Origin of the sequence: Paenibacillus praedii, from assembly GCF_049725345.1 — a bacterium.
Classification (GTDB): Bacteria; Bacillota; Bacilli; order Paenibacillales; family Paenibacillaceae; genus Pristimantibacillus.
Genome location: NZ_JBMWAM010000016.1, coordinates 56250 through 70403, shown reverse-complemented (window position 1 = coordinate 70403; position 14154 = coordinate 56250). Strand labels below are relative to the sequence as shown.

Sequence of the window (14154 nt, the reverse complement as noted above, 5' to 3'; positions counted from 1 at the left end):
CTATCCTTTCACTGCGGGAATTTCAATCGTGATTGCCGTTCCTTCACCCGGTACGGAATCGATGTTCAATTGAAGCAGCTTCCCATAATACAGCCTGCAGCGGGAGAGCACGTTGCGAAGTCCGATGCTGCGTCCGCCGCTGTTCAGAATGTCGGCTTTGTCACTAGCCGCCATCTCCGTGAGCAGCTCCTCTACGAACTCCGGCTTCATTCCAATGCCGTTGTCCGAGACTCGCATTGTCAAGCGACCGTCCGCAGAGCGGACAGAAATACCGATTCGGGCAACGCCGCCTTTTTCCAGGCTGTATTTGACCGCGTTTTCGACAATCGGCTGCAGCAGGAATTTGGCTATAAGCAGCTCTCCAGCTTCCCCATCCTCCTCCATCTCCACCTCAAGAAGATTAGCGTAACGATGCTTAAGAATCAACAAATAATCACGGGTATATGCCATTTCCTCCTTAACCTTGACCAAATCGTTTTTCAGGTCCAAAGAATACCGCATCATCTGCCCCAGCGCTTCAGTGGCGTCGATTACTTCATCATTGCGCTTCATCGCGGCCAACCCGCCGATAATTTCCAATGTATTGTTGAAGAAATGCGGATTGATCTGAAGCAGCAGCGCCTTGTATTCCGCGTTTTTGCGGCGGAGATTGCTTTCGAACTCCGTTTCAATCAAATAGCGAAGTCGATTCGTCATGCTTTCAAATATACGCGTGACGTATCCCACCTCGCTATGACCCGTTCTGACCTTCGGCATCATGTCCAAAGCACTGACAAACTCCCCTCGCTCCACGTGCTTCATCGCCCTCGCCATTGCGGTGAGCGGTCTCGTAATGCCGTAGGACAGCGACAAGGCGAAGAGCATCGCCACCGCCACAAGTCCGGCGCCGACGATCAGCATCGTGCGGCGGATGAGATCGATTTTGACGAACAACTCCTTCTCCGGCACCGCTCCGATCACATACCAATTCTGGTTGGCAAAATAACGATAAAACAGCAAATGTGTTTCCCCTTCGTGCAGCACCGAAAAAAAACCGTCCGATTGTTTCGCGCTACGCTCCTTGATTTCCTCCAGCGTATCTTCCACAATCGAAATTTCTTCTTCATTCACAAGCTGATCCAAAACGTTGCTCCCGTCAGGTTTAATGAGAAAGGCGCGACCTGTTGATCCCAACCGGATTTTATCCAGCGAATCGCGCAATATCGTCGTAGGATAATTGATTTTGACAACGCCGTTTCGGGCAAAGGATTGCAATTTCACCAGCGGCAGCACGTAGCTGTTTACTTGCCGCACCTTCATGACTTCGTCCGCCTGATCGTAATCGTAGTGCGCGCCGGTCCATCGTTCATTTTCTAATTTGAATTGCTTGTGCCACAGCTGATCCTTGTACGTTCGGTCTTGCGTCCATATCCCTCCGGAGAAGTCGGAATAGATGCCAATGGAAATGCCGCTGGAATTGTTAATGGAATAGGACGAAATATAGTCTACCAGCCGCTGCTTGGCCATCAGTTTTTCCTCCATCGTGCTGTCGGGGTTCATGCCCGTAGTCAGCCAGGCCTGGGTCACGCTGTTGCTCATGATCTGGTTGCCGGTCTCCTCAACTTGCTTCAGAAACGTGGTCAGATGCGAGCCGAATTGCTCTAACGTCTGGGAGGTGGACGTCTCGATGGATCCCCGAATCGCTTCCGATGATTCTTCGCTTAGCAGCAGGACCAAAGTCGTAAACGGTATAATCAGCAGCAACGAAAAAGCAAGCATCAACCGACTTCGAAGCGAAAATAACACAACTATGCCTCCTCACTCATTGCCGACTAGACGTTGCGAATCTGCATAAGCTTTGTCGATCCGAATAACGGCAGCTTCTACGGCTTCGTCAATATTTCGTTTCTCGAGGGTTACTTCCTCGAACAGCACTTTAACAGCCTCTGCCATCTGCGGAAATATAGGCGTCATCGGGCGAGGCCTCCCGTATTTCTGATTCTGAACGACAAAAATATTGAGCGGGTATTCGTTCAGCTCCTTGAATTGCTTGGCAACGGAATAACGTGCAGGGATATCCTTAATAATGCTGCTGTACAGCATCAAGCCTTCATGGCTTGACATCCAATTGATGAAGGTCCACGCCTGCTCGGGATATCGGGTCGCGGCCGATATTCCGAGCGCCCAGCTCCCGTTTGCGACCGCCTGCCGTGTTCCCTTGGGCAGCGGGGCTACGCCAAAATCAACGCCGAGCTTGAAATCCGGGTATTTCTGCGCGATCTGTGCAAGCGTCCATGTCCCGTCAATGGTAATACCGAGCTGGCGATTCGGGAACGCGTCAAGCGGGTATTCGAATTGGGCTACTTTATACTCCGTGAACAATCCGGCATAAAAGGCGATCGCGCGTTTCGTCTCCGGCGAGTCCAACGCGCCGCGGGCCGTCGTGCCTGTTGCATCCATGACCTCGCCGCCGAACTGCCAGATGATCGGATATTTGAAATACGCTGTAGCCCCGGCGTTCTGGAACCCTTGTGCCGGATCAATGCCGTAAATGCCGTTGTCAGGATCGTTAATTCGAATCGCGGCATCGAGTACTTGCTCCCACGTCCAAGCCTCCTCCGGATCCTGAGATGGCAACGGGATGCCCGCAGCCTCAAAAAGCGGGATATTATAAAACATGGCGATCGAGGACTCTGTCATCGGCGCCAAATAAATATCGTCCAAATAAGTATACCCATCCATGGTTGATTCCGGGATATCCTCCAGGTTGCCGTTTCTTTGATACTGCTCGGTCAACGGCAGCAACGCGCCAGCCTGCGCATAAGAGGCTAAGCTTGGAGCGTCAACGGACATGATGTCAGGCGGATTGCCTGCAGCGATCGCCGTTCTCAGCTTCGTATCGTAATCCGCAAAGGGAAACGGCTGCATCTCGATGCGGATGTCTGGGTGCAGCTCCATAAATTTTGCAATCAACGTATCGTAAGCGGTGTTTTCGGCATTGTTGCCCGAATTCCTCCAAAAGGTAAGCGTTACCAATTGTTGGGTCGGCAATGTCCCTGCCCCCTTCTCGTTCGAAGGTCCATGGGTCCCATTATCACCGTTCCAACAACCGGAAAGCAGCAATGCAACCACCAACAACAGCATACTTCCGGTTTTTCTGTCTAAAGCCATGTTTTAGTCGCCCCTTTACCCACCAGTCGCGCGTGATGGATGATCAATCTATAAATTATACAGCATGGCTCCAATTATTTATTTTCATTTCCTTTGTTTTTCACTTTAAAAATTATTCTTTTTATACGATCCTCGACGTTCGCCCATCCGGACCTCAGCGACACGACCTCTTCCATTACCGCCGCTCCGGCTCCACCGATCTTGGTGGCACCGTTTTCCGCGTAGACGATCGTCGTCGTGCTGTTCTGTAACACCGCTAATGCCGTGCTCTGATCCCTGAGCCATGCCCGCGGCGCGCCCTCCCCAATCACCCGTCCGAATAATCACAATGCTTGCCGAATGTCAAGAAGCAGACGGAAAACGAGCACTTCGTGTGCTCCAATATCTCAATCTTGTAATAGGGGCGCGCCTCGATTTCGTCCGGCGATGATGCCATTGTTTCAAAATGTCCTCGAATAGCTAGTGATAACATTGTTGGATTATTATCATTTATTGATTGAACCGCACCTTGAATAAGATATTTAGTTCTTCTTAGAGAACTTTGTAAAAAAATATTAGTCCAAGCTTTTTTTTACTCGTAATGACTTGATTAAATTCTGATAACCTGGATTCCCGGCGACTCATAACGAGGGTGGTGGCTCCACCCCTATGCTGGTGTAGATTTCCTTCTGTTTCTCGAGAAGCTCGCCAACATGCAATTGCTGACCGAGGGCTTCAAAGCATTCAATCACGTCGAGTTTATCGAGCGCACTTTGCATCGTATACGTTTTGAATAAATCACGCTCTTGTATCTGCTTCTTGATGTAGGACAGATAAATGAGTGCGACAAATTCAACAAACTGGGGTTTGCTTCCAACTTTCGTATCTGCTCCTCCGTAAAAACGATTCGTTTCAACTTTCCCATGACCTCACTCCTCTTCCCTGTATCTCGATTAAAACACAAATGACCCACAAGAGGGTCACTTTTTTAAAGTGTCCTTCTTATGGGTCACAGTTCACTACTTTCAATGCTGACTCTTCTATTAATTTGCTGCGCCTCGTTTTCCCTGACCTGAGAATTTTGGACAGCGTTAAATTACAGATTAAAACTGCCAAGGCATCACATCGGATGAATATATAAAGAATATATGGTCTGATCGTGGAGCACTCTCAGTAATTCTTCCTTTAGCCCATCCTCCTCAGGCACTCTATCCTTGGCGGAATAAGTAAACAAGTAGATCGGTATTCAACTCACTAGTGGCGTACCGCCAAGCACAATAAAACACGCTCCATTAGGCGTGTTTTTCAATTGCTGTGACAGTGGATCCAGGCTCTGATACCACACTTGCAAAGACCGGCTTAGACCTCGCAAGTTAGCCGCTTCTGCTCTCCGGCGGCTCATCGACAATCGGATGGCGGATTTCGACTCTAAATCCTGTTTCCGGATTCGGATGCACCAGCAGCCCGAACTTATATCCGAAATGCAGCTGCAGCCGTTTGTGAACATTCACTAATCCGATACCGCCAATCCCATCCTTCTCAGGAGGATTATCCAGATCGAGCAATGGCCTGCCCTGATAGCCAGGCCCATTGTCTTCAATAATGAAGACAATTTCATTGCCATCCCGTTTCACGGTTAGCTTAATTTTCCCTTTCCCTTCCGGAAGCATGCTGATGCCATGTTTGACCGCATTCTCCATGATCGGCTGCAAAATGAGTTTAATGATCTTTCGTTTGCGAATATCCAATCCGATATGGCTGAACACCTCAAATGACCGGTTGCTCCGGAGAAGCTCAATGTCAAGGTAAGTTCGCGCATGCTCAATTTCCCGCTCCACAGTCGTCCATTCTTCTCCATTGTTCAGGCTGAACCTGAGCAGGCTGGATAATTTGGTGACCATTGCGGCAATCGTATGCTGATTGCTGTATTCAGCCATCCATTTAATCGCATCCAGCGTGTTATAAAAGAAGTGGGGGTTGATCTGATGATTCAATGTCTGCAGCTCCAGCTGTCTTTTATCAGCCTCCATGCCCTTTGTCATGTGGAGCAGTTCCAGCATGCCCGAGACCATCTGATTGTAGCCGCGTACAAGCTGGCCGATTTCATCCCGCCTCTCTTTATACAGTGCAAACGGATTGAGCAGTCCCCGCTTCACTTCATTCATATGCAGAACCAGATTTTTAATCGGGATGGTAAAGGTACGCACAAGCACAACAAGCAGTAAGGTAACCACAATCATGCTGATGATAACAATCCAGATCGTGAAATCCTTGATTTGATACACCTTTCCCGCAAGCTCATTATTAGGAACAGCCGCAACGATCTTCCATCCGTCCCGATTCAGCTGCATTTGCCCCATTTGCCAGTCCTTCATCGGAAAATACGCTACATATTCAAACTTCTTATTGTAAAAGCTTGTATCGGTATCGGAAATAATATGGTTTCCGCTATCCACGATCATCACTTTATAGTTCTTAAACGAAGACGGGAAAATGATCCCCCCGCGGACTAAATATTCCGGGATCTCTAACTTCAGAATCCCAATTGCATTGAAGTTGGCATCTCTGATGAATGCCGCATAGGTGAAAACCGGACTAGCCATACCCTGATCCCATTCATGAATCCAAACCCCCCGGTCTCCCGTTGCATAAATCAGATCGGAAAACTTCCGGTAAGACTCCGAATCATTCGTTATTACATTCATACGGTAAGCGCTGGTTAGCTTGAGTTGAAGCCTTGGCTCCACCACGGAGAATGGAACTTTTTTTGCTTCGTCAGCAGCGTAATAGGTTGCCAGATAGCTGCGAATTTCTGCTGACGTGCCCAAACGGCGCGCTTCCTCTTCCACGCTGACCAATATTCGTCTGACCTGAGTTGCATTAAGTCCCAGGTTGTCCTGAAGAAACTGGGCCGTGATGGATTCGATCTGCTCCTTGGATTTCGTAAATGACAGCAAGCCCAGCACTGCGATCGGGATTAACATCGATAAAGTCATAATCAGAAGCATTTTGTTGAACAGCGTATTTAAATTTCTTCTCTTCCTCATTTGCCGTACCTGAACTCTTTCGGCGTTTCGCCTGTTTTCTTTTTGAACAGCGTGCCGAAATACTGTAAGTCGTTGTAGCCAACCGCAGTGGAAATCTCATAAACTTTCATGCTTGTATCTCTTAGGAGCGTCTTCGCGCGATTAATCCGAAAATCGGCAAGATATTCGGTGAAGGTCTTTCCAGTTTCTTTCTTGAACAGCTGGCTTAGCCACACGGGATGGATCGAGATCTCTTCCGCGATTCTGCTTAATGTAATATCCTCCATATAGCTGGCGGAGATTTTTTCTAATGCACGCTCGATAATTGCATTAATCTTCGGAGTGAACAGCTTTCGGGATACCGATATGAGATGGTCGCTCAAGACACGCTGATAATCTTGAATCGTGCTGCACTCCTCGAGCGTCTCCCAGAGCTTCATCGGAATTTCGCCGGAGTAATCACTCTTCAAACCCCTCAGGCTGTCATGAACTTCCGATAGGTAATTTAAGATGCCGCGAATGATATCCCTGCCGCTTTCCGTCCCTTCGAGCATTACCATTTCCCGGATGAATTGATTGACGGCCCGTGTAATCGACTCCTCGTTCTGTTCACATAACAATGAAGCCATCTGCTCCGGTGTCATATAACCGATGGATTCCGAGGAATGGCATTCGCTTGACATCTCCGAAGGACCCGATAAAGAATGGATCCGAAAAGCTCTCATTGCATCCAGATAAGCGAGATGGATATGCTCAAAAAACTCCATCTTGGCGCTGAGTCCTATAGCCAGCTCAATCTTCTGGAACCTTCTCACATTATAGATTATCGATTCCATAAGCTCAGGAACATGATCATTCCCGGTAATAACGATCCATCGATGCTTTAAATCTTTGAAAAATACCGTTTGTGTACATTCCCTCAACACTTCAGCCAGGATATTGCCTATCGCAAAGGTTTGCAGCGCATAATTGCGTCCGCCAGGCTTCCCGTCCGGATAGCCCTTGGTATCCAATACAAATATCGAATAGCTCTGATCCGCAAGCCATTCCAGGTTCCATAGCTTTAATCTTTGATAGTTATGCTCGTCAAGCGGGGTATGCTTCATGCAAAAATCCGTCAAATAGTTATCACGCATCAACTGATTGCCCATCCGGGCAAACGTATGCTGCTGCTGCTGATAATTGCTCTGTTCTTTTTCCTGCTGGATCAACAGCAGCGCCTTGCGGATTTTCTCAGAGAACTCCATCGTTTGGAATGGCTTCAGCAAATAATCGACAGCCCCGAAGCGAATGCTTCTCTGCGCATACTCGAAATCATTGTAACCGCTTACGATTATGATTTTAGGCCGGTAGTGCTCACCAATCGAATGCTCGATAAGATCCAATCCTGTCATACCTGGCAGCATAATGTCCGTAACGATTAACTCCGGCTTATGCTCCGAAATGATTTCCATTGCCTCTTCAGCAAAATTTGAAGTAAATAATGATACTTCCGTATCCATACCTTCGAAGGCTCTTTTCATCCCCATCAATGAATTCGGCTCATCTTCCACTAGAATGACTTTCAACCGGGTCTCCCCCTTGCAATTGGAATCACTGATAACAATGAATACGGACAAACGTATTATTATCATCATTACATCAATGAATCAAAAAATGAAGAGGTAAGTTTTTCTTTTCCCATTGTTCTGATAGTGTAACGGCTTGAAAATTGATCATAGAAAAGCACCCCTGGAATAATTCGTTCTAAGGGTGCATCGTTGCCCAATCTGGAATGCCTTGAAACCATTGCTTTAAGACGATGGTTTTTTACCAAACGCAACCGCCAGAATGATAATCGCACCGCTGACAATCATCTGCTGACTTACACTAAGTCCCATAATAATGAGCCCATTATTAATGGTCCCGATCAGTAGGGAGCCGATCATCGTACCGATGATTGTACCCGCGCCGCCGAAGAGGCTGGTTCCTCCCAAGATAACCGCAGCGATCGCGTTGAGCTCATCGCCTTGTCCAAAGCTGTAACGCGCACTTTGCATCATGCCGGCATAGAGCATGCCTGCAATCGCCGCAGCGCCGCCGGAAAGCAGGAACGCGTAAAACTTGATACGCTTCGTATTAACGCCCGAATACTCCGCAGCAAGCCGGTTGCCGCCCGTGGCTAGCACCTCGCGCCCGAATGGGGTATGCTTGAGGGCATAATGCCCTGCTCCCAGGAACACCAAAGACCATAACAATAAGACGGGGATGGTGCCTAAGTTGCCGGAGCCGAACCAGAAGTTGAAGCTCTCGTTCTTGACGACTACAGGATTGGTATTCGTCAGCCACATATCAACACCGCGCAGCAGCTGCATCATTCCCAAGGTGACAAGGAAAGAAGGAATGCCTACTTTCGTAACAAGGAGACCATTGATAGCGCCAATCAGCAGACCGGCCAGCAGACCGGCGATAACCCCTACAGCCATTCCGTATCCGGCATCCATGGCCATCGCCGAGATCAGAGCGGAGAACGCCGTCGTCGAGCCGATCGATAAATCCAGCTCTCCCGCTGAGATGACGAAGGTCATTGCAACGGCCATAATTGAAATCATTGTAGTGGCCCGGACGATGTTAAACAGGTTAGATGGATTGAAAAAGCCGTCACCCGAAATCGTAAAAGCGAAGAAGATCAGTACGATCGCGAATGCAATATAAACAAAGTAATCTCTCCAATTCAAAATAAATTGAAAACGAGACATCGGAGCCGTCTTCATGTTTTTAATAACCTTGGATTGCATGATGTAGAACCTCCTCTGTCTGAATATCCCGACGATATATATCTTTTATGATTTCGCCGTTAAATAACACTAGAATTCTATCGGCTATCGCCAGAAGTTCCTGCAATTCTGAGGAAATGACAAGAACGGATATTCCTCTGTCGGCAAGCTCACGGACGATCTCAACGATTTCCGATTTTGCGCCTATATCTACACCAATCGTAGGTTCATCCAGGATCAGCAGGCTCGGATTTTTAGCCAGCCATTTCGCCAGCACGATTTTTTGTTGATTTCCGCCGGACAGCAGTTTCACAATTTTCTCCGGGCCGTCCGTTTTAATATTCAGCTTATCAATAAACTGGTTCGTCATTTTCGTTCCGGCAAAATCATTTACAAATAAATGTTTGGATAATTGATAGATGTTAGTAAGCATGATGTTGCTTCGAACCGTATGATCCAGGATTAACCCTTGCTTGCGCCGATTCTCCGGAACTAGAGCAACCCCTTGCCTGATTGCATCCCGAACATCCTTGATTTTCTTACCTTGGATTAGGATGTCTCCCGATTCGGGCTTGCGCATGCCGAAGATCGCTTCCGCAATTTCCGTTCTTCCGCTGCCCATCAAACCTGCCAAGCCTACAATCTCCCCTGGGCGAAGATCAAAACTTACATTCCTCACTCTGCTTCCGTAAGCCAGATTCCGCACCTTTACAACAGGCTCTTGGTCAACCTCATATTGCCTTTCCTTCCATTCGAACGAGGCTGTCTCTTTACCCAGCATGGACTCTATAACCTGGTCCATCGAGATCTGGCTGCACTCCTCCGTCAAGACGTTCTGTCCGTCCTTCATAACCGTGATACGATCACAGATTTCAAAAATTTCCGCCATTCGATGAGAAATATATACAATTGATATTCCCGCTTGTTTAAGACGTTCCACTAATTGAAACAGGGAACGGGTTTCACTTTCCGATAAGGAAGCCGTGGGCTCATCCATCACGAGAATTCGAGCGTTTTTCGATAACGCTTTGGCAATCTCTACCATCTGCCAGTAACCGACGCTAAGCGAGTCAACCGTAACATTAGGATCAATGTCGACCTCCAGTTCATCGAGAATGGCCTGGGATCTCTTCACCATCTCTTTTCCGTTGATCGTATAGGGGATGCCTCTTCTGGGCTCGTGTTTCAAAAATATATTCTCTGCAACTGTAAGCGTCGGGATCAGGCTGAACTCCTGGAAAATCATTGCGATACCTTTGCGTTCGGCATCCTTCGGCTTGAGGAACTCCACCTTTTCGCCTTCCAATGTAATGGTCCCGGAATCTTTGGTGTATACACCGGTAAGAATTTTCATCAGCGTTGATTTCCCTGCGCCGTTGCCTCCCATCAGGGCATGAACCTCACCTTTGCGCAGTTCAAAGCGTGCATTTTTCAATACAGGCACACGACTGAACGACTTGTTGATGTTCTCCATTTCAAGTATGTGTGGGATCGTCATAGTCTCACCGCCTACATAATTAAATGGCCGGCATGGCAGAAGCGCTCACCCCCGCCATGCCGTGGCCATTCTTATTTTTTCAATGCTTCCAGAATATCTGCCGGTGCATCCTTGTGATAAATCACCTTATATGACTCTTCAAGATTATCCCGGTTAACAGCGAGCGAAGGAACCGCAACATAAGCCGGCGTCGACTCTCCGATCATCGCCAATGCAGCCAATTTTGCTTCCGCAACGCCTTGGTCAAATGGACGCTGTGATCCAATACCGGCGATGAAGCCGTTTTGTGCCATGTTTAAGGCAGCTTCATTGCCAAGGTTTTCGTTCGTAATCTTGAATTTCTCCGGAGACTTTCCTGCAACACGAGCGGCTGCTACAGCACCCATGGCCGGTACATCCCAGCTGCCATAAATCCCTTTTAAGTTCGGATATTTTGTTATAATAGCTGCAGCTACTTCCTGTGAACGGTTCGGGTCTTGGAAGCCTTGTGCTTCAACCAATTTGATATTAGGATGTTTTGCTGCCAGACGAGCTACGAACCCTTGATAGCGCTGGTTGGTTACATAGAAGTTCGGTGCATAATAGAGAGCCGCCACTTCACCTTCGCCACCGATCGCCTTCGCTAATTCATCCGCAATGTTCATTCCAAGGCCGAAGCTGTCTGCGGATACGACAGAAACATAGTCCTTGCCCGCCTCCATACCTTCTGCAGGCTGGTCCATAAAGACAATTTTTGTGCCTTGATCAGCAAGTGATTTGTATGCATTCGCCGTTGTTTGCGCATTCAGTGGAATACTTACCAGAATGTCCGGCTTCTTGCCTGAAATCGCTTGAAGATCGGAAATTTGCGTCGTATCCTTGAAGTTAGCATTTGTTTCAGCCACAACTTCGATGCCGAGATTGCCGAATTCCGACTTTAAGCCGGCGAGCTGCTGCTCGGACCAGTCATCGCCCAAGAAGCCCATGGCAATAGCTGCAGTGAATTTTCCTTCCTTGATCTTGGCAGCCTGCTCGTCAGTAATTACAATGTCACTGGCATTCGTCGCCTCTTCACCATTTGGGCCGCTGCTTACGATCATATCGGAAGCATTATCCAATTTAACTGCTTCCAATTGTGCAGCATTAGGTTCCTGGTACCATGGCGGTTGCTTTACCCCCGCAATATTGCTGCCATTTGCTTCAGATGTCCCGGATGTGTTAGCGCTTGCATTACCGGCTTCAGCCGATGTTCCCTCCGTGTTACCGGTGTTTGTACCGCCTGTATTGCCGCAAGCCGTGGTGATGAAAAGTAACACAGTAACGATGCTGATAAGAACCCGCTTCTTTGTTTTCATTTTTCTGCCCCCTCCATTGTCGGTAGAATCAGAATCTACAACATCACGCCACTTCATGTGACGTGATGTTAAGATGAAACAACTTATAAAAATGTTATTATTTGCTGATGAAGTTCAGCAGCACTTCGCTCAGCTCGTTCGGGCATTCTTCTGCCAATTGGTGGCCCCAAGGCAAGCTTGCTTCCTCAACGTTCTCCGCAACCAGCTTCATCTCGCGTGTATTCTCATCACCAATGAAGTATGTGCTTCCAAGTGCGAGTACCGGCATTTTCAGCTTGTTGTCCATTGCTGTCTTGAAGAATGCCGCATCCTGGAATGTCGCGCGGTAAACTTCGAACATCGCCCGCAATCCGCCCGGTGCAGCATAGCAGCGCACATACTCTGCAATGGATTCTTCGGAAACAGCGGTAGGATCATAACACTCATGACGGATGAAATGAGAGAAGTACAGCATTTCCCGACCAGAGATAAGCAGTTCTGGAAAATCACGTACATTGTAAAAGTTGATGTGCCAAATCCAGTGGTTCGTGCGCACGTTTTCTTCCGTCAGGTGCGACCAATCTTCCAGCCCGAATCCAGGGAGAAGCATTTCTTGATATACGAACTTCTTCACCCGCTCTTGATACTTCATTGCGAGCGCCATACCTACCGCCGCTCCCCAGTCTTCACCGACAAGGAAGAACTTCTCGTGTCCGAGAGCCGTCATCAGTTGAGCGATATCTTCTGCCATGTTAGGCATATCATAACCGGTCAAAGTCCGAGCCGAGTCGCCGAAACCGCGAAGGTCTGGAACGATTACCTTGTATTTATGTGATAACTGTGGCAATACGTTGCGCCAGTAGTAGGAGGTTTTCGGCACACCGTGCAGCAGGACAATCGGCTCGCCTTCTCCAGCAGTATAATAATGAAGGCGGACACCATTTACGGTTTCGCGACCATGAGTGACAGGATTTCCATTGTGATCAACAATCTTTTGAGCCATATTTTTTCTCCTCTTTTCTTCTGGGTTATTGTAAGAAAGTATTGAGAAATGTCCGTTTGGGGCTGTTTTCTCTTATGTCCTTCTCACAATTCAATCATACCTGTACCGGCCATCTCTTTTAACATGAGGCATATAATGTTTCTCAAGGGTGTCATAGTGTGTTTCATAAAAAGAGTCTTTATACTGAATTTTTTTGGATATTGATGGGAGCACAAGGAGAAGGATTGGGGTAGCAAGCATAAAAAAACACGCCTTAATCTGGCGTGTTTTTCATATTACTGCATATTCATCCCGAATGCTTCCGCGATCAGCCTGTAGGAATGAATTCGCGCTTTCTCATCGTATATTGGACTGTTGATGAGAATCTCTTCAACATTGTAATCCTTGCTCATCTTAAGCAGTTGCTCCTTCACCCGATCCGGTGTACCGATAACCCTCCGCTGGCGAGTTTGCTGAATATGCAGCAGATCCATCTCCGTGTATGGATAATCAACTGCAGTCTGCACAGAAGGCAGGAACGGAACCTCTCGACCAGTTCGAATACCGAGGAATAACAAATCTCCGCTCAACGCCAACCGGTTCGCTTCTTCTTCCGTCTCAGCGCAGATCGCAAGTGTTGCAATCATCGAGCGCGGACGATCCTCCAAAACGTTGTTGGGCTCGAAATGCTCGTTATAATACTTTGTCGCCTCTTCTCCCTCAGGCGTCCCAAAGAATTCCGCAAACGCATAAGAAGTACCCAGCATCGCCGCAATTCTCGCACTCTCGCCACTGGAACCGAGCAGCCATATTTCAGGAGCCGTCGAAATCACTGGAGATGCCAGCAGTTTCTCGAAGGGGTGTCCAGCAGGCATGGAATCATGCAAATAGCCGATAATATCAAGCACTTGCTGAGGGTATTTATTCACATCAACGTACTTATCCTGCTGCAAAGCTCTCGTAGCAAGTGGCGTACCACCCGGCGCCCTACCCAGACCCAGGTCAATGCGGCCGGGATGAAGTGCCTCAAGCAGCCGAAAATTCTCTGCAACTTTGTACGCGCTGTAATGCGGGAGCATGATGCCGCCAGAACCTACACGAATACGTGAGGTAGCTGCTGCCAAATGGGCAACCAACACCTCAGGACTTGAGAAAGCCAGAGCAGGCATGGAATGATGTTCGGACACCCAAAAACGGGAATAACCTAGAGCCTCCGTTGCTTGAATGAGACGAGTCGATTGCTGCAGTCCTTCTGCGGCTATTCGGCCTTCAGAGACATATACCTGATCAAGTACGCCTAATTTAATCATAATGAATACAACTCCTCTGCTTGCACTCATTATAACTCAGCATCATTGTAAAGAAAATTAATGTAGAACCAAGGGGGATGTCCGAATCCTGATTTAATGGCTGACGAAGCCTATTCAACGATTTATTAAATCACGTAGAT

The 14154-nt window shown here is 48.0% G+C and carries 10 protein-coding genes and 1 pseudogene; all 11 read right to left on the bottom strand.

All coding sequences use genetic code 11. The features are described 5' to 3' along the window. Positions 1-1785, bottom strand: coding sequence for a cache domain-containing sensor histidine kinase (locus ACO9K6_RS15205; protein ID WP_424768401.1), 1785 nt, complete (start codon positions 1783-1785; stop codon positions 1-3). Positions 1786-1797: 12 nt separating this feature from the next. Then, a complete protein-coding gene (locus tag ACO9K6_RS15200; RefSeq protein WP_424768400.1) occupies positions 1798-3150 on the bottom strand; it encodes an ABC transporter substrate-binding protein in 1353 nt (450 codons plus the stop codon). A 74-nt stretch (positions 3151-3224) separates the two neighbouring features. Beyond that, on the bottom strand, positions 3225-3461 hold the full coding sequence (locus ACO9K6_RS15195; RefSeq protein WP_424768399.1) for a hypothetical protein: 237 nt from the start codon (positions 3459-3461) through the stop codon (positions 3225-3227). A 309-nt stretch (positions 3462-3770) separates the two neighbouring features. Further along, positions 3771-3989, bottom strand: a pseudogene (locus ACO9K6_RS15190) (IS1634 family transposase); the annotation flags it as partial. Between the two features lie 513 nt (positions 3990-4502). Further along, positions 4503-6176: a sensor histidine kinase gene (locus ACO9K6_RS15185; RefSeq protein WP_424768398.1), complete on the bottom strand. Its 1674-nt coding sequence runs from the start codon at positions 6174-6176 to the stop codon at positions 4503-4505. Then, complete coding sequence (locus ACO9K6_RS15180; RefSeq protein ID WP_424768397.1) at positions 6173-7723, bottom strand: response regulator transcription factor; 1551 nt, start codon at positions 7721-7723, stop codon at positions 6173-6175. The genes ACO9K6_RS15185 and ACO9K6_RS15180 overlap by 4 nt, the downstream gene beginning before the upstream one ends. A gap of 225 nt (positions 7724-7948) precedes the next feature. Then, on the bottom strand, positions 7949-8932 hold the full coding sequence (locus ACO9K6_RS15175) for an ABC transporter permease (protein WP_424768396.1): 984 nt from the start codon (positions 8930-8932) through the stop codon (positions 7949-7951). Then, entirely contained in the window at positions 8913-10409 is a 1497-nt protein-coding gene (locus ACO9K6_RS15170) for a sugar ABC transporter ATP-binding protein (protein WP_424768395.1), read from the bottom strand. Before ACO9K6_RS15170 ends, ACO9K6_RS15175 begins: the two co-directional genes overlap by 20 nt. Before the next feature lie 71 nt (positions 10410-10480). Continuing rightward, positions 10481-11743: a substrate-binding domain-containing protein gene (locus tag ACO9K6_RS15165; protein ID WP_424768394.1), complete on the bottom strand. Its 1263-nt coding sequence runs from the start codon at positions 11741-11743 to the stop codon at positions 10481-10483. A gap of 97 nt (positions 11744-11840) precedes the next feature. Next, a complete protein-coding gene (locus ACO9K6_RS15160) occupies positions 11841-12725 on the bottom strand; it encodes an alpha/beta fold hydrolase (protein WP_188530302.1) in 885 nt (294 codons plus the stop codon). A 275-nt stretch (positions 12726-13000) separates the two neighbouring features. Then, entirely contained in the window at positions 13001-14014 is a 1014-nt protein-coding gene (locus ACO9K6_RS15155) for an LLM class flavin-dependent oxidoreductase (protein ID WP_424768393.1), read from the bottom strand. Positions 14015-14154 lie beyond the last annotated feature (140 nt).

Excerpts from the sequence above, each read along its gene's own strand:
- ACO9K6_RS15200 (WP_424768400.1), bottom strand. The coding sequence starts at position 3,150 with ATGGCTTTAGACAGAAAAACCGGAAGTATGCTGTTGTTGGTGGTTGCA.
- ACO9K6_RS15185 (WP_424768398.1), bottom strand. The coding sequence starts at position 6,176 with ATGAGGAAGAGAAGAAATTTAAATACGCTGTTCAACAAAATGCTTCTG.
- ACO9K6_RS15175 (WP_424768396.1), bottom strand. The coding sequence starts at position 8,932 with ATGCAATCCAAGGTTATTAAAAACATGAAGACGGCTCCGATGTCTCGT.
- ACO9K6_RS15170 (WP_424768395.1), bottom strand. The coding sequence starts at position 10,409 with ATGACGATCCCACACATACTTGAAATGGAGAACATCAACAAGTCGTTC.
- ACO9K6_RS15165 (WP_424768394.1), bottom strand. The coding sequence starts at position 11,743 with ATGAAAACAAAGAAGCGGGTTCTTATCAGCATCGTTACTGTGTTACTT.
- ACO9K6_RS15160 (WP_188530302.1), bottom strand. The coding sequence starts at position 12,725 with ATGGCTCAAAAGATTGTTGATCACAATGGAAATCCTGTCACTCATGGT.
- ACO9K6_RS15155 (WP_424768393.1), bottom strand. The coding sequence starts at position 14,014 with ATGATTAAATTAGGCGTACTTGATCAGGTATATGTCTCTGAAGGCCGA.